Below are 18,777 nucleotides of genomic sequence, written 5' to 3'. Positions count from 1 at the left end.
GGGCGAGGGTGTCCGCGATCGTGTTCTTTCAAAAGCCCGGCTGCGGTACCAACGCCCGCCAGATCGCCATGCTGGAGCGCGCCGGGTATCGCGTGGAGGCGCGCAATCTGCTGACCGAACCCTGGACAGGCGAACGTTTGCTCGGCTTCTTCGGCGATACGCCGGTCACGAGCTGGTTCAATCCGGCGGCGCCGCGGGTGAAGTCCGGCGAGATCTTGCCGGAGCGGCTGGACGCGGCGTCCGCGCTGGCGCTGATGCTGGCCGACCCGCTGCTGATCCGGCGCCCGCTGGTGGAGCGCGGCACGCAGCGCTGCGCCGGGTTCGATCGCGAGCCCGTCACCTCCTGGCTGCGCGATGCGGAGGCGCTGAAAGCGGTGCAGGCATGCACCCGGCCGGAGGCTCCGGGCGGGTGTCCTGAGCCGGAACCATCGGTTGCCGAGGCATGACGATCGCCGCCCCGGAGGCCTTGAGCGCGGTCGATACGGTCCTCGCGTATCACGCACGGACCAAGCACACGCTGGCGCGCTATGCGCCTGGGCCGGAAACGCTGGATTGGGACGCGCAGCCGGATCCCTTCCGTGTCTTCGCAGGCACCCCGCGCGTGGCGCTTCCGCTCGCCGCGCACCGGCTGGAAACGCGCTTCGCCCAGATCCACGATGGCCTGTCGCGACCCGTTGCGCTGAGCGCCGAAGGCGTCGGCCTGCTGCTGGAAATCTCATTCGGGCTTGCGGCCTGGAAGGAGTTTGGGCCGGACCGCTGGGCGCTGCGCTGCAATCCTTCCAGCGGCAATCTTCACCCGACCGAGGTCTATGCACTCACTGCCAATGTGTCGGGCCTCGCCGACGGGGTGCATCATTATGTCAGCTGCGATCATGCGCTGGAGCAGCGTTGCCGTGCGCCGAAGCCGCCCGGAGGGATGCCGCGCCTCTGGATCGGCCTCAGCTCGGTGCATTGGCGCGAGGCGTGGAAATATGGCGAGCGCGCTTTCCGCTATTGCCAGCTCGATATCGGCCACGCCCTCGGCGCGCTGCGTTACGCGGCGGGCGCGCTGGGATGGCGCGTGCGCGTGGTGGAAGGCTGCGAGGATGCGCGCTTGGCGGCGCTGATGGGGCTGGATCGTGCCGCCGATTTCTCCGGTGTGGAACCGGAGGAAGCGGACATTCTCGTGGCCGTCGAACCGGGCGCGATGCCGCGCGGCTCCGATGACGCGGCGTTCCTCGATGGCTTCCTTGCGGATGGCGAATGGACCGGCCGCGCGAACCGGCTGGACCCGCACCCGCTGTATCGCTGGCCCATCATCGCGGAGGTGAGCCGGGCGACGCGCGCAACGGGGCGTCCGTTCCTGCCCGCCGCCGTGCCGCCGCTTCCCATCCTGGCCGGGGCCGGCGAGGCACGGGCGGCGGAGATCCTGATCGGACGGCGCAGCGCCCAACGCTTCGACAGCCGGTTCGAAATGCCGCGTGCCGCCTTCCTCAGGATGCTGGACGCGCTGCTGCCCCGTGCCGCCGCGCCGTGGGATATCTGGGAGCATGCCCCTCGCCTGCATCCCGTCCTGTTTGTCCATCGGGTGGAGGGATTGGCGCCGGGCCTCTATGCCCTTCCGCGCTCAGAGGCGGCCGGCCGCGCGCTGCGGGCGGGGTTGCGGGCGGATTTCACCTGGGAGCCCGTTGAGGATGCGCCTGCTCACCTGCCGCTGGTGCGCCTGGTGCAGAGCGATTGCCGGGGCGTCGCGCGCACCGTGAGCTGCCATCAGGCCATTGCCGGCGACAGTTGCTTTGCCATGAGCATGCTGGCGGAATTGGAGGGCCCGATCCGCGCCGATCCTGCGCGCTATCGCCAGTTGCACTGGGAAGCCGGACTGCTCGGCCATGTCCTCTATCTGGAGGCTGAAGCGGCGGGGCTGCGCGGCACCGGCATCGGCTGCTTTTTCGACGATGCCCTGCACGAGCTGCTGGGCCTCGCCACGCTGGAATTCCAGAGCCTCTATCATTTCACGGTCGGACGTCCGCTGAGCGACGATCGGATCACCACCTTACCCGCCTATGACGGCCGGCCTCCCATTTCCGTACGAGGATAGATCATGCGAGAGCGCATTCCATTCCGCCGCGTCGGTATCGCCGAGGCCGAGGGCCTGCTGTGTGGCGCCCCGCTCGTCCTGGATGCGCGCGATCCAATCTCTTTCGGGGCGGCCCGGATCGACGGCGCGGTGCGGGTTTCGTTTTCCGATCTCGGCCCGATGCTCGTGGGCACGCCGAAGGATCAGCCGATCCTGATCTATTGCTATCACGGCAATGCCAGCCAGGAATATGCGCAGGCCTTCTCCGACTTCGGCTTTTCTCAGGTTTATAGCCTGGATGGCGGGTTCGAGGCATGGCGCCAGCGCCCGCCGGCTGCGCGAACGCTTCCCGCCGAGCTCGACGCCTGGCTCCAGGCGCAGGGATTTGCGCCGGGCGCGGTGGAGGGCACCATCGGCAACGGGACGACGCCGCTGATGAAAGCCGCCCACACGGGTGCGCTCGACATGGCGGAGGCGCTGATCGCGGCGGGGGCCGTGCTCGATGCCCGCAACGCCGACGGCAACACGGCCCTCTGGCTCGCCTGCGTCGGCCGGCATTTCGACATGATCGACCTGCTGGTGGCAAGCGGGATCGATCTCGACACCGCCAACGACAATGGGGCGACAGCGCTGATGTATGCGTCCTCCGCCGGCCTCTCCGATGTGGTCGCGCGCCTGCTGGAGCGCGGCGCGGACATCCGCCCCGAGACCCTGGACGGGTTCACGGCCCTCGATCTGGCGGGAAATGTCGAATGCCTCACGCTGCTGCGCCGGGCGAGCCGGGCCCGGCCTGCGGAGGCTGGCATCGCGGAACCGGGCGGCCGCCCCGCCGCGTGACCACCGCGGGGCGGAACCGGCGTCTCTTCAGAGCGCGGCGACGGCCACGCCCTTCTCCGCGAGAAGGGTGGAGAGTTCGCCGGCCTGGAACATCTCCCGCACGATGTCGCAGCCGCCGATGAACTCGCCCTTGACGTAGAGCTGGGGGATCGTCGGCCAGCTGGAGAAGGCCTTGATGCCTTCGCGGATCTCATAATCGGCCAGCACGTCCACGCTCTCGAACGGCACTTCGAGCCGGGAGAGGATCTGCACGACGGTGGCGGAGAAGCCGCATTGGGGCGCCGCCGGAATACCCTTCATGAAAAGCACGACATCATGGGCGCCGACGAGGCCGGCGATGCGCTCTGCGGTGGAACTTGCCATCAACTTATCCTCTTCCCGATGAGATGAATTGAACCGCCCGTCGCAGCCGCTTCAGGCGGGCACGATGGTTTCGAGGGCGAGCGCATGCAGCGTCCCGCCCATGTGCCCCTGAAGCGCGTCGTAGACCATCTTGTGCTGCTGCACCCGGCTCTTTCCCCGGAAGGTCTCGCTCGTCACGCGGGCGGCGAAATGATCGCCGTCGCCCGCGAGATCCACGATGATGACTTGCGCTTCGGGGAATGCCTCCTTGATGAGGCGCTCGATGTCGGACCCGACCATTGCCATCGTCGTCGCTCTCCAGCTGTCGCGGTCTTGCCTCTGCAAGGTTCAAACCACCCGCTCAATGCCCGAACCAAGCCCGCAAACACTGAATTCCCGGCCGGGCGTCGAAGCGCGTGCGGCGCGCGGCGGACACAATGTCCGGGCCATGTCGCATTGCCGACAGCTGCGGCGCTCCGGATCAAGGGCCGGCAAGGCTTGGCGGCGGCCCGGCTCTTGCTTGGAGCGGGTGAACCTGCGCGGGCATCGGCTGACCGATCCGGCGCCGTCCACTTGAGCGAGCCGCCGATGATCGAGCTTTTGCGGGATCCCGACCCCATTAATTTCGGCGAATTGCCGGCGGAGATCGATGCCCTGCTCCAGCAGGGCGTCGCCGCCTACCGGCAGGATCACGTGCGCGCCGACGGCCTGTTCCGTCAGGCGCTCGCGGCGGCGCCGGGCGAACTGCCGATCTATTTCTGCCTTTACAAGATCCACACTTACCAGGGAAACCTGGACGAGGCCCAGGCCGTGGCCGAAAGCGGATTGCGCGAGGCCGCGCGGCAGGCCGGCTGGGACGAGGACTGGCGACAGTGGCGGCCCGAACGGAACCTGCCCGAGGGCGCCGGGCGGTTCGCGCTCTATACGCTGAAGGCGCTCGCCTTCATCCATCTGCGACAGAACCAGCCGGCGCGCACGCAGGAAATTCTCAGGGCGCTGCGCCAGCTGGATCCTGCGGGCGCGGTCGGCTGGACCGTGATCGAGGCGCTGGCGCAGGGCATCGCCTGACACCGGCATGGCATCGGGCTTGCACGTACCTTCCATAGGCGGCCCGGCGGGGCCGGCGTGGGACCGAAATTCGTGATGAGCTTGGTGAAAACCTTCAGGATGCCGGCGAATACGCTCCGCAAACCGACGGGTGCCGGCATTCTGCTTGTGCCGCGCTCGTGCCGTGTCGGTTCACCGCCATGTCTCATTGCCGCCAAGGTCGCAAATCCAACAGGGCAGCCGGTTGGCGAGAGGGTGGCAGGCCGATGACACAGCTCGATGATCGCGGCGCACCGCAGGCGACCTCCGAAGCCGGATCCGCGAGCGGCGAGGACGGGGCCCTGATGGAAGGGATCATCGCCGCCATCCGCACCGTGCACGATCCCGAGATTCCGGTGAACGTCTATGATCTCGGGCTTATCTACCGCATCGACGTTATGCCGGACGGCCATGTGGAGATCGACATGACCCTGACCGCTCCCGGCTGCCCGGTGGCCGGCGAATTGCTGAACTGGGTGGAGAAGGCGGTGGTCGGCGTCGAGGGAATCTCGGGCGCCACCATCAAGCTCGTATTCGACCCCCCGTGGGATAATTCCCGCATGTCGGAGGACGTGCAGCTGGAGCTCGGGTTGCTTTAACGCGCCGGGGATCATCCAAGGAATAAGAACTGAATTTTCTGGGCGCGAGCCTGGCACCTTATCCGCCGTCCGAATGACCGAGGCTGGGCGGATCACGCACGCAATGCCCTTCGTCAATCATCGACGGGCAAGAATTGAGGATGCCATGATCGAGCTTGTTGCTTCCGACGGACATGCCTTTTCGGCCTATCGGGCCGACCCTGTGGAAGAACCCAAGGGGGCTGTCGTCATTCTGCATGAATTGTTCGGCGTCAATCCGCACATCCGGAAGATCGCCGATGGCTTCGCGGCCAAAGGATATGTCGCCATCGCCCCGTCGCTGTTCGACCGAGTGCAGACCGGGGTGGCGTTGAGCTATGACGAGGAAGGGTTCTCGGCGGGTCTCGCGGTGCTGGAGCAATTGGACGACGCAAAAGCGCTCGCCGATATCCAGGCGAGCGTCGATGCGGTGAAGGACACTGGAAAGGTCGCGATCGTCGGCTATTCCTGCGGGGGCAACATGGCTTATGCGGCCGCGAACGCGGTGTCGGGCATCGCCTGCGTGATCTCCTATTATGGCCCCGGCATCGTCGAGACCCAGGGCGAGAAGCGCAAGGTGCCGACCTTGCTGCATTTCGCGGAGAATGATCCCCTGATTCCCATTGAGCAGGTGGAACAGTTCCGCGCCTCCCATCCCAATGTGAGCGCCTTCACCTATCCCGGCGCCACCCACGGTTTCGTTTGCGACGAGCGTGGCAGCTATCACGCGGCCTCCGCCGCGCAGGCGCTCGAGCGGACCTTGTTCTGGATCTCCCAATTTGTCGAAGGCCAGGCGCCGATCGCGCTGAAGAATTCGGGCATGTATGCGCAGGCCAAGGTGGAGAAGAAGAAGACCAAGAAGAGCGCCGACGACGATCTCGGCCCGCCGCTGGATTAAGGCCCTGCGGGGCGTGCCGCGGAGGTGATCATGAGCATCATCAAGGCTGACTTTGGAGCGGATAAGCGCACGGCGGCGCGCCGCCTGCGCACCCTGCTGAGCCTGCCCGCCCTGCACGAGGCCAATGTCCGCAACAATCCGGTGCCGTATCTGGAGCGGGCCAGCGAACGCATCTACCAGCTCGAAAAAGTGTTGTTCGAGGCCGCCGCTGCAGCCCGCCCGTGTGAGGGCGACCCGGGGGTGGGCGACCTGAGCCATGCGGAGCCGGTGACAATCGAGCGGGGCGACTATCTGCGCCTGCTCGCCTGCCGGGACATCGTCGAAACCGCCTTGAAACAGCTCGCGTCCGAGGATGCGGACGCGGAACCTTAGCCGGACGAAATGGCGGAATTCATTTTCATTGGAGGAATAGATGTCGCTTGAGGGCTTCTTCGTGGACTGGAACGGCAATGTGCGCGAAACCCGAGATCCGGGCGGCGGCTATGTCTGCGAAAGCGATCCGGTGGCGCGTTATGTGGCCATCACCACCAAGGGCGGCACGCTGGTCCACGAAGCCACGTTCTATCGCACCCTCGCGGATATCGCGAAGGCGGGGATCAAAGCGGAACTGGTGCCGGGATCGCATCCCTGGGGACAGAGGGACGAGGGGTTCTGAGGTCCCTCCCGGAGCGCGCGGCGTCCGCGCGCTCTTTAGGGGCGAGGACAAGCTCGAAGGCAAAGCTTGATGATGGGAGACGTGTCATGATGCCGACCACCATCCTCATCGACGAGGCGCCACGCTGCGTGGTGCGACCCGTCGACACCAAGGATCTTCAGCGCTTCCTGCGCAATGGCAAGGCCTATCTGCTGGCGGAGCGGCCGGACGGCAAGATCACCCATCGCTCCGCCGATGAGGCCGAACTCGCGCGCTGGCGCAATGCCCTGGCCCTGCACAAGGCCTGGGGCGGGGCGGACGAGGAGTTCTTCGGCGTCCCCCTTTAGGCGCCGGCGGGCTCACGGCCGGGCGTGGCCGGAATCGTGGGGATTGTCGGCCTGGTTGCGCATCCAGTCGGCAAGCTTCGTCAGCGCGTCGTCTATTTCCCGGCGGGCGGCCGCGTCCGCGACGGTTTCCTCCAGCGCGCCGCGCATGCAGGCCAGCCACGCATCTCGCTCCGCATTGCCGATCTTGAAGCCCATGTGGCGTTGGCGCAGGCGCGGATGACCCTTCTCCACGGAATAGAGTTTCGGCCCGCCGGTCCATTCGCACAGATAGCGCTTCAGCAGCGCCTTGGTTGCCGAGAGGTCCGCCGCGTGCATGGCGCGAATGTCGCGGGCCTGCTCCAGCGTGTCCATGCGGCGATAGAAGGCTTCCACCAGGCGATCGATGGTTATCGCACCGCCGAGACGCTCGAACATCGAGATTTGGACCGCCACGTCAGACATGGCTCACCTCCAGATTTTGGCCCACCGGCGGGGCCTTCCGGCCCGAAAGGGCGATTTGCAAGAGTTCCGGGTCGGTGACCGGCAGCGAGCAGGTCTCGCCGATGCACACATAGGCCGTCGCCTTGCCGGAAATGCTCTCCTTGCCGCAGGCGGGATGACCGGGCGGGGGGTGCTCGCCGGCGCCCAGCACGCGCAGCACGCGGTTGGGGATGCAGCAGGCGTTCACGGCCTCCAGCAATTCGCGCGTTCCGGTCCCGGCGCGGATGACGATCTGCACGCTGTTGGCGAAGGCATCGAGGCCGCTGAGAAATGCCGCGAGGGGAATCGCATTGCGCGCCACCTCGCCGGCGAAGGCGCCGATCTGCCGCTCGGCGCGGGCGCGATATTCCTCTTTCCCTGTCAGCAGGAAGAGGGAGGAGAAGACCTCCACCATCATGCCATTGCCGGAGGGGGTCGCATGGTCGAACGCATTGCGGATGCGCGTGATGAGACCCGGCGCATCGTCGGGGTTGAGGAAATACCCACCGCGCGCGTCGTCGCGGAAATGGGCTTCCAGAAGCTCCACCCAGGTTTCCGCGCAGGCGAGATAATAGGGATCCGTGCGCGTCTGGTAGAGCGTCAGCGCGGCCCGGCTCATGGCGGCATAATCATCCAGCAGGCCGGGATGGGTCCTCCCCGTGCACCAAGAATGGCGGAGGCGGCCTTGTGCATCGGTCATCTGCGCCAGGATGAAGGCGAACGCCTCCGCCGCTGCCGCGATCCAGTCCTCCCGCCCCAAGGCGCCGCCGGCGAGGCACAGCGCGCCGATGGCAAGGCCGTTCCAATCGGCCAGCACCTTGTGATCGCGCCCCGGACGCACGCGACCCGCGCGCGCCGCAAGCAGCTTTTCGCGCGCGGCGGCCAGGCGGGATTCGATGGCGGCATCGGCAAGGTCCGGCTTCTCGGAGCGATTGAGGATGCTGCGCCCCTCCCAATTGCCGATCCGGTGCACGTCGTAATGGGCCTTGAAGAGCGCAGCTTCGGGGCCGAGCACGCGTTCGACCTCGGCGGCGGTCCAGACGTAGAATTTGCCCTCCTCGTGCTCGCTGTCGGCATCGAGAGCCGCCGCGAACGCACCGCCGTCCACGCGCATCTCGCGCAGCATCCAGGACACGGTTTCCGTGATGCGCGCGGCATAGAGCGGATTGCCCGTTTCCTGCCAGGCCCAGGTCAGCAACTCGACCAATTGGGCGTTGTCGTACAGCATCTTCTCGAAATGCGGGACCAGCCACGCGTTGTCGGTGGAATAGCGCGAATAGCCGCCGCCGAGATGATCGTAGATCCCGCCTTGCGACATGCGATCCAGCGTCAGCAGCACCCCGTCCCGCAGCTTGGCCTTGCCGGTGCGTTTATAGCCGCGCCACAGGAGCGCGAGCACGGGGGATTGGGGGAATTTCGGCGCCTGTCCGATGCCGCCGTCCACCTCGTCGATGAGGTCTGAGAATTTGAGGCAGATTTCGTCCAATATATCGGGGGTCAGGAGATTGTCCGGCGGCGGCTCGGACAGGCGGGCGAGGCCCTCGCGCAGCGCCTTGGTGTTCTTCTCCACCGTGTCCTTCTGGGCGGAATAGACCTGCGCCGCGCGTGCCAGCATGTCGCGAAACGCCGGGCGCCCGTAGCGGCTTTCGGGCGGATAATAAGTGCCGCCCCAGAACGGCTCGCCCTGCGGGGTCAGGAACATGGTCAGCGGCCAGCCGCCACGTTGGCCGAGCAGGGTGAGGGCGTTCTGATAGATCAGGTCGAGGTCCGGGCGCTCCTCGCGGTCCACCTTGATGGGAACGAACAGCTCGTTCACCAGGGCCGCGGTCTCCGCATTCTCGAAGCTTTCCGCCGCCATGACATGACACCAATGGCACGCGGCGTAGCCGATGGAGAGCAGGATCGGCTTGTCTGCCGCCTGCGCCGCAGCAAGCGCCGCCTCGCCCCACACCCGCCAGTGGACGGGATTGTCCTTGTGCTGCAGCAGGTAGGGACTGGTTTCGCCCGACAGTTGATTCATGACCCGGCCGCTTCCCTTGCCGCACATCTTCGCTGGCGGGGACAAAGCAATTTGCTCGCCATCGGAGCGGCTTGCCAGAAACGCGGGAGTTTTTCCGAGCCCGGTCCAAATCCAGTCCAGATTTGGGGTTCAGCATGAAGGAAATCCGACATGGGGACGTCGCATCTTCACCGGTCTGGCGCGAAGGCGACGCCCCGCCCGGCTCTATTCATCCATGCTCGGAAGCAAGATGACCTCCGCCGGGGCACCCGGGCCGTGATCTTCCACGAAATCCAGCGCGTCGACGCGCGAGAGGCCGCCGTCGGTCTCCATCAGCACCACCGCGTCCTTCGGCATCTGCATGAGCGCGTCGAGCAATTGGGCAACTGTCATGGCGATCCGCATCCCTTTTTTTCGGCCGGAAGATCCGCATCGGAACGTGGCGCGCCGGTCTCGTCGAAGCTCAGCGCGGCCGGCTCCTCGTCCAGCATCACGATCTCGGCGCGCTTTAACCGCCCGTTGGAGTGGTAGGCATAGCGATGGGAGAGTTCCACTTCGCCATAAACCATCTTGTCGAAGCCGCGCAGCACGCCTGCGGGATCGAAATAGGCGCGGATGAACGTGTTGCGGTTGGACAGCGCATCCGCCTCGATGGCGTTGACCAGGGTGAAGGGCAGTTTCACCCCGGTATAGGAGACAAAGAAGCGACAATATTCTTCGGCCGGCTCCGCCATGGGCTTGTTCTCCCGCCGCCCGTCATTCCGGGTGGATCATGATTTCCATGGTCTCATCGAGGTCGCTGAAGGGATCGGGAAAGCCGTCCTCCTCTACCAGCTCGATGCCGCACACGCACACGTCCCCATCCACCACGGCCAGCGCGAGGGGCTCCAGATTCTTGCCTTTGCAGGGACCCTTCACGCAGACGCCAGTATCGATCTCAAAGGTTGCGCCGTGCCGTCCGCAGCGCAGGAATTCCCCGTCGGGCGTGAAGAATTCACCCGAGCCGATATTCAGCCAGCGGCCTTCGTGCGGGCAGACGTTGGAATAGCCGAAATAATCATTGGTCAATGTGCGCACGATGAAGATGGGGAACGGCCGGGTCTCGCGGTTCTCTCCGGTTTCGACGACGCGCGACAGGCGGAACGATGTCACCCCGCCCGGCGCGATCCTCGACGCCGGGCAAATGACGAAAACCTGGATTTCCCCTGGAGACATCGGCAAGCCCCTGCATTCCCTCGCCATGGCAGGGCCACGGCGCGCTTTGCGTTAGATGGCGGACAGGGTCCGCGCCCCCTGAAGCACCGGATAATTCTCGCGCAGCAGGCGTTCCAGCTTGCGGCACAAGGCGGTGTCGGAGGCCGCGCCGGGCCCGACAAAATCGGTGCCTTCATCCCAGATCTCGAAGAAGCAGTGCAACTGATCTTCATAGGCCGCATCGGGCACCACGGTCAGATCGTTAAGCTGCGCGATGCCGTCCGAGGAAACCTCCAGCCGCCAGCTGCGGTCATCGGCGACGGAAGCCAGCAAGGCGCTGACGTCGGCGGTGGTCCAGTGTGTCTTCAGGTCGAGGGGCATGCTCGTCTCTGTCGCAAACGCGACGCTCCCGGTCCCACATTCCGCACAAGTGGCTCCTGCACGGGGGAATGCCCCGATATTTGCATGAAGCATGCCGTGAGAAGCCCGCAGGCGTCCGCCTTGCCGGCTTCCCGACATGGCGAGGATGAACCATGGCCCTGATGAAGTTTTATATGACGCCGGGATCTTGCTCCACGGGCATTCACATCCTGCTCGAAGAGCTGGAGGAGGTGTTCGAGGTCTCGGTCGTGAACCTCCCCGCCGGCGATCATTTCAAGCCGGGCTATGTCGCGATCAACCTAAAATCGACAATTCCAACCCTTGTGCGTGCGGATGGCTCGGCGCTCACCGAGGTTCAGGCCATTGCCTATTGGCTTGCCCGCAGCCGGCCGCGCGCGAAGCTCTGGCCGGACGATGTGGAGCTTCAGACGCGGCTCGTGGAAGCCATGGCCTATGTGGTGGGAACGATCCACGGCCAGGGTTTCGCGCGCATCTTCGCAACCTCCACCTTTGCGCGGGAGGCCACGGAACACGAACGCGTCCGCGAACTCGGCCGGGACATCGTACGCAAGGGGTTTGAGGTTCTGGATGCGGCGATCGGCTCCGGGCCTTATCTTGCCGGAGCCTTCTCGGCCGCGGATCCGGTGCTGTTCTATGTGGAATTCTGGGCCGAGAAGACCGGCATCGCCCTGCCGGACAATCTGCTCGCCCATTACCGACGGATGCTGGCGCGGCCCGCCGTGCACCGGGTGCTGCGCGAGGAGGGGTACAACACCGCGGTGCTGGGCCAGGGCGCGGCCGCCGGGGCGGCATGATGGCCCTGCGGGAGGCGCGCGCACGGATCTTGCATCGCTACAGCAGGCCACGCACGGCTTTGAGGGATCGTCATGAGCCAGATGTTTGTTGTGGAAGAGCGCAATCAGGACGACATGTCCCGCAAAGCCGGAATCTATCTCTACGGCGATACGAAACTCTGGCTCGACGGCGATGTGGTCCACCGCGTGGATGGCCCGGCGATCATCGGGCCCGACGGGGTCGAGCGCTGGTACATCAACGGCAAGGACAGGACCCGCGACGTGAAGACGTTTTTCTTCGATCATCGCTGGCCGGTGCAGGGCGGTCTTGATACGGCGGAGAAAATGGCCCTGTTCCAGGACCGGTTTCTGAAATGAGCCTGGATCAGACTTGCCGCGGCGAAGGCTGATCCCGTCCGGGATCAGCCTTGTCGCCTTCAGGCCGCGCTGGCGGTTGCTTCCGCCTTAAGGGTTTCGAGCTTGGCCTTCTCGATGCGGAATACGCCCCGCCCGCCGGAGAATGCCTGATAGACATCGCCGGCGCGATCGCTCAGCAGATTGAACCAGTCCTGCGGGGTCAGGCCGGCCGGGCGCTCGCTGATCTCCACCACCGAGCCGTTCGGCACGAAGCGGGCATGGATCATGACGATTTCCATTGTTTCCTCCTTGCCGGTCAGGAATCGAAGCCGAGCAGCTCGATCTTGATATTCTCCGTGCCGAGCACCTTCGCCTGGCAGGCGAGGCGCGACTTGGAGCTGACGCCGACGATGGCATCGAGGCGCTCATTCTCCTCGCGGGCGATCTTGGACAGGCCCTTGCGGCCTTCCAGGACGAAGATGTGGCAGCTTCCGCAGCTCGCCTTGCCTTCGCACTTGTGCGGGATGCCGATTTCCGCGCCCAGCAGCGCCGCCAGCACAGTGGAGCCTTCCGCGACGTCGAACGACTTGCCGGAGGGCATAACGGTAAGCGTGGTCATTCCTTCTCTCCTAAGCTTGATTTCGCGACATTAGAACTGTGAGTCTCAATCGAAGGTCAGTAGATCGCCGCTCCGGCACCCACATTGATGGAGGCATCCTTCATCGTCGCAACGATGAATTCGATCTGATCTTCGGTGAGATGGGTATGGAAGGGCAGGGCGACCGCCCGGTCGGCAAGCTTCTCGGTCACCAGAAGGTCGCCACGGCGATAGCCCATGTCCAGATAATGGCGCTGCAGATGAAGCGGATTGCAGTATCCGGCGGCCTCCACGTCCTCCACCCGCAGGTCTTCGACAATGGCGTCGCGGCTGGAGCGCGAGAAGCGGTTTCCCAAATGCACGAGATAGAGGAACCAGTTCACTTCCGTGACATCCGGCCCCACATAGGGATCCTTGATGCCCTCGAACGAGGCGACATGCTTGTAGTAGAGATGCTCGATCAGCCGCCGCCGCTCGAGGATTTCGTCGATGCGCTTCAGCTGCGCCAGGCCGAGCGCAGCGGAGATGTCGCTCATGTTCGCCTGATAGGGCGCCGAGCCGCCGACCACCACGGAGCCGCGCTCCTCCAGCCCATGCGCGCGATGCCGGCGTGCGGTCACCGCAAGATCGATGTCGTCGGTCACCAGCATTCCGCCTTCGCCGCAGGTGAGGGCCGAGGGCTGCGCGAAATCGAACACGGACATGTCGCCGAAGGTGCCCACCAGCCTGCCCTGGTAGCGCGAGCCGATGGCCTCGGTGGAATCTTCCAGCAGGACAAGGTCATGGCGCTGCGCGAGCGTGCGCAGGCCCTCCCAGGCGGCGGGGTGGCCGTTGGTGTTGGCGGCGATAATGGCGCGCGTGTTGGGTGTGACTTTCGCTTCGGCCTTTTCCGGCGCGAGCGTCCCGGCCCAATAATCGATGTCGGCGAACACCGGGCGCGCGCCCGCGAGGCTGATGGCGTGGGCGGTCTCGCGGAACGAATAGGACGAGGCGATCACCTCGGCGCCCGGCCCGATGCCCGCGGCCTTCAGCGCAAGCAGCAGCCCGATGGTGCCGCTCGGAACCGCGATCGCATATTTGCGGCCGAGATAGGCGGCGAAGGCATCCTCGAAAGCGCTCGCGCCCGGGCCGGCGGACAGCCGCGGCGCCCGCATGGCGGTATCGACCGCCTCGATCTCCGCAAGCGTGATGTCCGGATCGGAGAGCGGGATCAGCTCCGCCTCATCTTGGTCGGCGACCGCGAGATCTTCGGTGTTTTCGAAAAGGGCGGCGTCGTTCATGGCGTCGTCTTTCGGGCTGCGAGCACGATGCCGGTGGCGCGCTCCGGGTCGGCCGTGATCAGGACGCAATGGTCGGCCGCATCCAGCAGGTGGACTTCGAACTTCGGATAGATCCGGAACGGGGCCTCGGTCACATCCGACGCATCGCACCGGGTCCAGGACAAATGGGGAAACTGCTTGCGCAGATCCGCGAATACGCTCGCATCCGTCTCCACGGCCGAAAGTATCTGGTCGATCTTCGTCAAGTCGTCCGCTTTCAACGCCATGTCCGGGATCCTGTGTAGGAGATCTGACAATTTTATCTATGCAAGATCATTGCCAGAACGTGCGCTCATCATCGAGGTTCAATTGGTCCAGGAGCGAGCCGAGACGGGCATGAACGCTATGAAGCTCCCATGTCCCGCTCTTGTGGTTCTTCCAGAACAGGCGCCAAGTGGCGTTCTGCGGCTCGAACAGCAGCAGGGCGACGTCGATGATCCCGCCCTCGGCATCGATGTTCCGCGAGCAGCAGGGGCTGGAGATGAGATACCCGCCGTCCACGTCACCCACGCTCGGCTCCACATAGCGGTAACGCCGCCGCGCCTTGATGCCGCGCGCGATGCGGCGGCGATCCAGCTCGTTCGGATGCGCCGATGGGGGTGCCGCCGGAGATTTTAGCGTCGCCGAATTCATGGCCCAGCTCATGCTCTAGAGCGGAACGATTTCTTCTTCGAGACAGCCGATCACCAGATGCTCGCCGAATTCGACGAGATAGATTGGCATGTTCGCCTCAGTGTGTGTGCCGACCTGGACAATTTCGCCGGTCGCGCCGGTGGCCACCAGCAGCGCCTCCAGCGGGGCGGCGGGAAACGAGCCGTCGTTGTGAAGGTCGATGGTCGCCTTCACGCGCTGTCCCCATTGGTATTTCGGAAGCCTGGGTTCGATCACGCTGTGGGTCCTCCGGGCAGGGGAATGTCCGCCATGTCGTCGCGGGAAAGAACCGGCTCCAGCTCCTTCTTCTTCATGCCGACGCGATTGCCGCTCTCCATGAATTCGACGCCGTAGATGTAGAATTGCTGGAGGAAGGTGCCGATGCTGACCACGTACCCTTCCTCGCCTTTCTTGGCCAGGATGTCGCCGATTTCCTTCCCCGCATACGTGCCGTCGTTGCGGATGGTCCGCTTCGCCTTCACCTTCTCGCCGAAGGAAAAATAGGGAGGCGCTGTGATTTCGACGACGTCGCTGTCGCGAACAATATTGCTCATCGCGGATGCTCCATTGATCGACCCAGGCTGTTCAACGTCCGCGAGCGCGCCATGTCCTGGACGAACGCATCCGCGTCGTCGGCAAGCTCGGCGATGTCTTCAACCGCGATCTGGCGCGCCACCTCGTAGCGCACGCGCCAGTCGGGATCGTGCCGCAGGCGCGCCAGCAGATCCGGCGAGAGGCGTTGGGCAATTTCCAGCCGCACCGCCGCGTCGGCATCGTCCACCATCTGCAACAGCCAGTCGCGCGGCAGGCGCTGCGCCACGATCTTGCGCACCTCCACCTCGGGATCCTGGATCATCCGCGCCAGCAGCGGCGCGGCGACCCGCCGGGCGATGACCAGGCGCACGTAATAGTCCGGGTCCGTCATCATCGGGATCAGTTCGGCGTCGTCGAGCAGCGAGACGATGCGGATGCGCACCTCGCGATGCGGGTCGTGCCGCAGGCGCAGGATCAGCCGCTTGGGCAGCCGCCGCGCCGCGTTCCAGCGTACGGTCTCCTCGGGGTCGTCCAGCAGCGGCTGGAGCACGAACGGGCTCGCGTGCTTGGCCGAGATCGCCCGCACCTCGAAATGGGGATGGGCGATATAGCTGTTGGAGAGGCTCGGATTCCAATTGAAGAAGCGATCGATGCGCCGCGCGTAGCGGTCGTGCACGCAGGCATGCTTCAGCCGGCAGAGGCCGGCATTGAGCAGATCCTGGTGCGCGCAAGCGGCGCAATCGATTTCGTTGCCCTGCCAATCGCGGGCTTCGTCGATTTCATCCATCATCGTCTTGCCCAATGCGTTCGAGAACGTCGAGCAATACTTTCGCGCCAACCTTGTCGCTGGGGTCCAGCTGGATCAGCTTGGTGACGGCGGCGCGGCCCTCGTCCAGCGCGCCGAGGCGCATCTGGAGATAGGCGTAGCCCTTGAGGGTGAAGAGGTAGAAGCGCGGCAGCATGGCGTCGTAGCGGCCAAATTCGGCATCGCCCGCGCTTACATCCTGCCAGCGCGGGGCGAGCTTGTTCTCGCGCGCCGCCTTTTCCAGGCATTGCTTCGCCACTTCGAGCGCCTCCGCAAGTCGCCCCTTGTAGAAATAAAAGCGATAGAGGCCGATCAGTACCGCGGCATGGCCCGGAGCGAGCGCCTCCGCTTCGCGCAGATGGCGCTCCGCGACCTCATCCAGATGATAAGAACGGCCCGCTTGCGTGAGAAGCGCCTCGGCCGCCGGCGGCAAACCTTCTCCAAGGAGCGCTGCCGCCAGCAGGCCGTCGTCGAGGCCGGGGCCCGCCATGTCCAAACGTGCGGTCTGCGTCATGGCTGGGACCCCGCCCTCGTGTGGCTTCGGCTCAACCGTGCGAGCTGCACGAACGGGCCTTGGGATCGCGAAACACGAGCCCGGTCTGGGCGGGCGTATCGGCGAAGTCGATGGTAACGCCGTCCAGGAGAAGCCGGCTCTCGGCGGGCAGGAAGAAGCGCACGCCGTTGCGTTCGACGATGGCGTCGCCGGCCGGCGGCGCGGGCAGCACGGCGATATCGGCCGAGAGACCCGAGCAGCCGCCGGGTGTCACCGCCAGGCGGAAGCCACTGGTGGCGCCGCCGTCGGCGCGCAGCATGAGGCGGACGAATTTTTCAGCCGCCGGGGTGATGGTGAAGTTCATGGCTGGTCGCCTCACGCCGGAGCTTGGTAGCGGGGATAGGAGGTGTCGATGACGCAGGTGTCGTCGACCGGGCACACCGCGGTGCATTGCGGCGAGTCGAAGTGGCCGATGCATTCGGTGCACTTCTTGGGATCGATCACGAAGGTTCCGTTCTTCTCCCGGATCGCCACATTGGGGCATTCCGGCTCGCAGGCAGAGCAACTCGTACATTGCGAGGCAATGATCTTCAGGGCCATCGTCTACTCCTGGACTTCATTAGTATTCGAGAGATCAGGCGGCGGTGATGAGTGCGCCCTGGCGGATCTCGGCGTCGCCGCGCTCGACATGCTCGATCTCGCCGCTGTTCACCTTGTCGAGATAGGCCTTGAACCAGGCGATGGCCGACTTCTCGATGAATTCGTGGGCGTACTGGTCCACGGGATCGATGCCCGCCTTCTGCAAATCGCCCTTGGGGCAGCCGCCGATCTTGGCCACGAACACCGCATGGCAGTCGTTGATGGCGCGGATCACGGTTTCCAGGCTGTCCTCGTCGCCGTAGCCGCCCTGGCAATAGAGGTCGACGCGGCGGTGGCCGACGAATTTTGCGCCGGCGGTGGAGAGTTCGTAAACCTGGAACTCCTTCGCATGGCCGAAATGCTCGTTGATGAGGCCGGAGCCCTTGGTCGCGACCGCCACCAGCAGCTTGATATCGCTCTGCTCGCCGGCGAGCGTCGTCAGCTCCTCCTGCTTTGCGGCGACCTTGGCGACGCGCTCCTCTTCCACCATGGCCTGGTAGGCCTTGCGGCTGTCGAGGTCGTAATTCACTTCCATCGCCATGATCTTGTCGGTGGTGAATTCGGCGCTGCGATCCTCGCCCAGCAGGCCCACCGCATCGGCGCGGCACTGGCGGCAATGGCGCATCATGTTCATCTCGCCCTCGCAGCTGTCCTGCAGGGCCTTCAGCTCCTGAGCCGTGGGGCCGCGCTGGCCCGTGAGGCCGAACACGGTGCCGTGCTCGGGCGCCGAGATGAGGGGCATGATGTTGTGCAGGAACGCGCCGCGCGACTTCACGGCCTTGTTCACCTCGACCAGGTGCTTATCGTTGATGCCCGGGATCATCACCGAATTGACCTTGCACAGGATGCCGCGCTCGGTCAGCATTTCCAGGCCCAGCAACTGTCGGTCGGTGAGCAGCTTGGCGGCCTCCACGCCGGTGTAGCGCTTGTGCTTCCAGAACACCCAGGGATAGATCTTCGCGCCGATCTCCGGGTCCACCATATTGATGGTGATGGTGACGTGATCGACGTTGAAGCCGGCGATGGTGTCCACATGATCGGGCAGGGTGAGCCCGTTGGTGGAGAGGCAGAGCTTGATGTCCGGCGCGGTCTTCGAGATCAGCTCGAAGGTCTTGAAGGTCTTCTCCGGATTGGCGAGCGGATCGCCGGGACCTGCAATGCCGAGCACCGTCATCTGCGGGATGGTGGAGGCGACGGCGAGCACCTTCTTGGCGGCCTGCTCGGGGGTCAGCTTCTCGCTCACCACGCCGGGGCGGGATTCGTTGGCGCAGTCATATTTGCGATTGCAATAATTGCACTGGATGTTGCAGGCGGGCGCCACGGCCACGTGCATGCGGGCGTAATGGTGGTGGGCTTCCTCACTGTAGCAGGGGTGGTTCTTCACCTTCTCCCAGATCTCGGTCGGCAGGTCGCCCTGGCCGGCGGCGGAGCCGCAGCTCGCCTTGCCGCTGCCGCCCGACGTGCCGCAGCCCTTGTGCTCCGCAATCGCCTGCATGACTTCGCTGACATTCGCGACGCTTCCGGCCGATGCGCCTTCGTGCTGTGCTAATGCGTGCATGTCCGTTCCCCGTTGCTGGCCAAACTTGAAACTGTCCTGGGGAGATATGAGCAACTCGCGTGCCAGCGCCTGAAAATACATGAATTTGAGCAATATCAATTTCTTGTCGACGATCCTGCTCTGTCGCCTTGCGAACATGTGTCGACGAAAGCTTTGGCGGTATGTTGGAAAGATTACAG

The 18,777-nt window shown here is 64.9% G+C and carries 31 protein-coding genes; 11 read left to right on the top strand and 20 right to left on the bottom strand.

Going from position 1 to position 18,777, the window contains the following annotated elements:
* The first annotated feature begins 8 nt into the window (after positions 1–8).
* From V5F84_RS16605 to V5F84_RS16595, 3 genes are read left to right on the top strand one after another with little or no spacing between them, the layout of a single operon-like run.
* Positions 9–446 (top strand): ArsC/Spx/MgsR family protein, encoded by a 438-nt coding sequence (locus V5F84_RS16605; RefSeq protein ID WP_394046527.1) that lies wholly within the window; start codon positions 9–11, stop codon positions 444–446.
* Positions 443–2,077, top strand: coding sequence for a nitroreductase family protein (locus V5F84_RS16600; protein WP_394046529.1), 1,635 nt, complete (start codon positions 443–445; stop codon positions 2,075–2,077). The genes V5F84_RS16605 and V5F84_RS16600 overlap by 4 nt, the downstream gene beginning before the upstream one ends.
* 3 nt (positions 2,078–2,080) lie before the next feature.
* Positions 2,081–2,893 carry an ankyrin repeat domain-containing protein gene (locus V5F84_RS16595; protein WP_394046531.1) on the top strand — a complete coding sequence of 271 codons (813 nt, stop codon included), beginning with the start codon at positions 2,081–2,083 and terminating at the stop codon, positions 2,891–2,893.
* 27 nt (positions 2,894–2,920) lie between these two features.
* On the opposite strand, the gene grxD is transcribed toward V5F84_RS16595, so the two are convergent.
* Together grxD and V5F84_RS16585 are read right to left on the bottom strand one after the other, a co-directional pair.
* Positions 2,921–3,256 carry a Grx4 family monothiol glutaredoxin gene (gene grxD / locus V5F84_RS16590; protein WP_394046533.1) on the bottom strand — a complete coding sequence of 112 codons (336 nt, stop codon included), beginning with the start codon at positions 3,254–3,256 and terminating at the stop codon, positions 2,921–2,923.
* A gap of 51 nt (positions 3,257–3,307) precedes the next feature.
* Positions 3,308–3,541, bottom strand: a complete 234-nt coding sequence (locus V5F84_RS16585; protein WP_348844609.1) for a BolA/IbaG family iron-sulfur metabolism protein — start codon at positions 3,539–3,541, stop codon at positions 3,308–3,310.
* Positions 3,542–3,823: 282 nt separating this feature from the next.
* Here V5F84_RS16585 and V5F84_RS16580 point away from each other — a divergent pair, with 282 nt between their 5' ends.
* The 6 genes from V5F84_RS16580 (at position 3,824) to V5F84_RS16555 (ending at position 6,817) form a co-directional block, all read left to right on the top strand.
* Positions 3,824–4,303, top strand: a complete 480-nt coding sequence (locus V5F84_RS16580; protein ID WP_394046535.1) for a hypothetical protein — start codon at positions 3,824–3,826, stop codon at positions 4,301–4,303.
* A 245-nt stretch (positions 4,304–4,548) separates the two neighbouring features.
* Complete coding sequence (locus V5F84_RS16575; protein ID WP_394046537.1) at positions 4,549–4,920, top strand: DUF59 domain-containing protein; 372 nt, start codon at positions 4,549–4,551, stop codon at positions 4,918–4,920.
* A gap of 145 nt (positions 4,921–5,065) precedes the next feature.
* On the top strand, positions 5,066–5,836 hold the full coding sequence (locus V5F84_RS16570; RefSeq protein WP_394046539.1) for a dienelactone hydrolase family protein: 771 nt from the start codon (positions 5,066–5,068) through the stop codon (positions 5,834–5,836).
* A gap of 30 nt (positions 5,837–5,866) precedes the next feature.
* A complete protein-coding gene (locus V5F84_RS16565; protein ID WP_394046541.1) occupies positions 5,867–6,208 on the top strand; it encodes a hypothetical protein in 342 nt (113 codons plus the stop codon).
* A gap of 40 nt (positions 6,209–6,248) precedes the next feature.
* Positions 6,249–6,491, top strand: coding sequence for a hypothetical protein (locus V5F84_RS16560; protein ID WP_394046543.1), 243 nt, complete (start codon positions 6,249–6,251; stop codon positions 6,489–6,491).
* A gap of 86 nt (positions 6,492–6,577) precedes the next feature.
* Positions 6,578–6,817 (top strand): hypothetical protein, encoded by a 240-nt coding sequence (locus V5F84_RS16555; RefSeq protein WP_394046544.1) that lies wholly within the window; start codon positions 6,578–6,580, stop codon positions 6,815–6,817.
* A gap of 12 nt (positions 6,818–6,829) precedes the next feature.
* Here V5F84_RS16555 and V5F84_RS16550 read toward each other — a convergent pair whose 3' ends face one another.
* The 6 genes from V5F84_RS16550 to V5F84_RS16525 form a co-directional block, all read right to left on the bottom strand.
* Entirely contained in the window at positions 6,830–7,258 is a 429-nt protein-coding gene (locus V5F84_RS16550) for a group II truncated hemoglobin (protein ID WP_394046546.1), read from the bottom strand.
* Positions 7,251–9,296, bottom strand: a complete 2,046-nt coding sequence (locus V5F84_RS16545) for a thioredoxin domain-containing protein (RefSeq protein WP_394046548.1) — start codon at positions 9,294–9,296, stop codon at positions 7,251–7,253. The genes V5F84_RS16550 and V5F84_RS16545 overlap by 8 nt, the downstream gene beginning before the upstream one ends.
* Positions 9,297–9,500: 204 nt before the next feature.
* Positions 9,501–9,668, bottom strand: a complete 168-nt coding sequence (locus V5F84_RS16540; protein WP_394046550.1) for a hypothetical protein — start codon at positions 9,666–9,668, stop codon at positions 9,501–9,503.
* A complete protein-coding gene (locus V5F84_RS16535) occupies positions 9,665–10,009 on the bottom strand; it encodes a DUF6156 family protein (RefSeq protein WP_394046552.1) in 345 nt (114 codons plus the stop codon). The genes V5F84_RS16540 and V5F84_RS16535 overlap by 4 nt, the downstream gene beginning before the upstream one ends.
* A gap of 22 nt (positions 10,010–10,031) precedes the next feature.
* The gene (locus V5F84_RS16530) at positions 10,032–10,490 is read right to left on the bottom strand and encodes a Rieske (2Fe-2S) protein (protein ID WP_394046554.1); all 459 of its coding nucleotides are present in this window, start codon (positions 10,488–10,490) and stop codon (positions 10,032–10,034) included.
* A 51-nt stretch (positions 10,491–10,541) separates the two neighbouring features.
* Positions 10,542–10,850, bottom strand: coding sequence for a hypothetical protein (locus V5F84_RS16525; RefSeq protein ID WP_394046556.1), 309 nt, complete (start codon positions 10,848–10,850; stop codon positions 10,542–10,544).
* Between the two features lie 161 nt (positions 10,851–11,011).
* On the opposite strand from V5F84_RS16525, the gene V5F84_RS16520 reads away from it, so the two are divergent.
* Both V5F84_RS16520 and V5F84_RS16515 read left to right on the top strand, forming a co-directional pair.
* Positions 11,012–11,665 (top strand): glutathione S-transferase family protein, encoded by a 654-nt coding sequence (locus V5F84_RS16520; protein WP_394046613.1) that lies wholly within the window; start codon positions 11,012–11,014, stop codon positions 11,663–11,665.
* A 72-nt stretch (positions 11,666–11,737) separates the two neighbouring features.
* Positions 11,738–12,022, top strand: coding sequence for an aldehyde dehydrogenase (locus tag V5F84_RS16515; protein ID WP_394046558.1), 285 nt, complete (start codon positions 11,738–11,740; stop codon positions 12,020–12,022).
* A 59-nt stretch (positions 12,023–12,081) separates the two neighbouring features.
* On the opposite strand, the gene V5F84_RS16510 is transcribed toward V5F84_RS16515, so the two are convergent.
* From V5F84_RS16510 to nifB, 12 genes are read right to left on the bottom strand one after another with little or no spacing between them, the layout of a single operon-like run.
* Positions 12,082–12,300: a hypothetical protein gene (locus V5F84_RS16510; RefSeq protein WP_394046560.1), complete on the bottom strand. Its 219-nt coding sequence runs from the start codon at positions 12,298–12,300 to the stop codon at positions 12,082–12,084.
* Positions 12,301–12,317: 17 nt separating this feature from the next.
* The gene (locus V5F84_RS16505) at positions 12,318–12,620 is read right to left on the bottom strand and encodes a 2Fe-2S iron-sulfur cluster-binding protein (RefSeq protein WP_394046562.1); all 303 of its coding nucleotides are present in this window, start codon (positions 12,618–12,620) and stop codon (positions 12,318–12,320) included.
* Positions 12,621–12,676: 56 nt separating this feature from the next.
* A complete protein-coding gene (locus tag V5F84_RS16500) occupies positions 12,677–13,879 on the bottom strand; it encodes a DegT/DnrJ/EryC1/StrS family aminotransferase (RefSeq protein WP_394046564.1) in 1,203 nt (400 codons plus the stop codon).
* Positions 13,876–14,145 (bottom strand): DUF6129 family protein, encoded by a 270-nt coding sequence (locus V5F84_RS16495; RefSeq protein ID WP_394046566.1) that lies wholly within the window; start codon positions 14,143–14,145, stop codon positions 13,876–13,878. The genes V5F84_RS16500 and V5F84_RS16495 overlap by 4 nt, the downstream gene beginning before the upstream one ends.
* A 46-nt stretch (positions 14,146–14,191) precedes the next feature.
* Positions 14,192–14,551, bottom strand: a complete 360-nt coding sequence (locus V5F84_RS16490) for a DUF3024 domain-containing protein (protein WP_394046568.1) — start codon at positions 14,549–14,551, stop codon at positions 14,192–14,194.
* A gap of 15 nt (positions 14,552–14,566) precedes the next feature.
* On the bottom strand, positions 14,567–14,806 hold the full coding sequence (locus V5F84_RS16485; RefSeq protein WP_394046570.1) for a nitrogen fixation protein NifZ: 240 nt from the start codon (positions 14,804–14,806) through the stop codon (positions 14,567–14,569).
* A complete protein-coding gene (locus V5F84_RS16480; RefSeq protein WP_394046572.1) occupies positions 14,803–15,123 on the bottom strand; it encodes a nitrogen fixation protein NifZ in 321 nt (106 codons plus the stop codon). The genes V5F84_RS16485 and V5F84_RS16480 overlap by 4 nt, the downstream gene beginning before the upstream one ends.
* The gene (locus V5F84_RS16475; protein ID WP_394046574.1) at positions 15,120–15,893 is read right to left on the bottom strand and encodes a 4Fe4S-binding leucine-rich repeat protein; all 774 of its coding nucleotides are present in this window, start codon (positions 15,891–15,893) and stop codon (positions 15,120–15,122) included. The genes V5F84_RS16480 and V5F84_RS16475 overlap by 4 nt, the downstream gene beginning before the upstream one ends.
* Positions 15,883–16,422, bottom strand: a complete 540-nt coding sequence (locus tag V5F84_RS16470; RefSeq protein ID WP_394046576.1) for a hypothetical protein — start codon at positions 16,420–16,422, stop codon at positions 15,883–15,885. Before V5F84_RS16470 ends, V5F84_RS16475 begins: the two co-directional genes overlap by 11 nt.
* A gap of 31 nt (positions 16,423–16,453) precedes the next feature.
* Positions 16,454–16,765, bottom strand: a complete 312-nt coding sequence (locus V5F84_RS16465; protein ID WP_394046578.1) for a HesB/IscA family protein — start codon at positions 16,763–16,765, stop codon at positions 16,454–16,456.
* A gap of 11 nt (positions 16,766–16,776) precedes the next feature.
* Positions 16,777–17,001 (bottom strand): YfhL family 4Fe-4S dicluster ferredoxin, encoded by a 225-nt coding sequence (locus V5F84_RS16460; protein WP_348844631.1) that lies wholly within the window; start codon positions 16,999–17,001, stop codon positions 16,777–16,779.
* Positions 17,002–17,035: 34 nt separating this feature from the next.
* The gene (gene nifB, locus V5F84_RS16455) at positions 17,036–18,598 is read right to left on the bottom strand and encodes a nitrogenase cofactor biosynthesis protein NifB (protein WP_394046580.1); all 1,563 of its coding nucleotides are present in this window, start codon (positions 18,596–18,598) and stop codon (positions 17,036–17,038) included.
* Positions 18,599–18,777: the final 179 nt, after the last annotated feature.

It is taken from the genome of Roseixanthobacter liquoris, assembly GCF_043195135.2.
GTDB lineage: Bacteria > Pseudomonadota > Alphaproteobacteria > Rhizobiales > Xanthobacteraceae > NCEH01.
The sequence above is the reverse complement of the archived record's forward strand: the minus strand, read 5'-3'. Positions and strand labels throughout refer to the sequence as shown.